This is a genomic window from Burkholderia sp. SIMBA_062 (assembly GCF_046534765.1).
Taxonomy (GTDB): Bacteria; Pseudomonadota; Gammaproteobacteria; order Burkholderiales; family Burkholderiaceae; genus Burkholderia; species Burkholderia ambifaria.
Genome location: NZ_JAWRYD010000367.1, coordinates 1 through 261 on the forward strand (window position 1 = coordinate 1; position 261 = coordinate 261).

Genomic DNA, 261 nt, shown 5'->3' on the forward strand with positions numbered 1-261 from the left:
GGGGTGAGGCCATGATCGTCCAGCGATTTTTATTTGTCAATAGCGAATACTATCGCTATTTGCTAATTTCTGGATCGCGCCGACAGTTGCGCTTTGCGCCGCTTCGCCCGCGCAGGCGATCGGCGGGCGATCGGCGGGAAATCGCGCGCGCTTCGGTTAACATGGACCCTTTTTCAGCCCGGGACAACGCGTGAAGACCCCTCGCAACGCCGACACGGAAGGCGCGAAAACGCAGCGCGGCATTCAGAGCGTGGAAGTGGG

General features: G+C 59.8%; 1 protein-coding gene. It reads left to right on the forward strand.

From position 1 onward, the window contains the following. On the forward strand, window positions 1-194 hold a 194-nt coding region (locus SB786_RS36715), incomplete at its 5' end, for a hypothetical protein (protein ID WP_410731648.1). Window positions 195-261 lie beyond the last annotated feature (67 nt).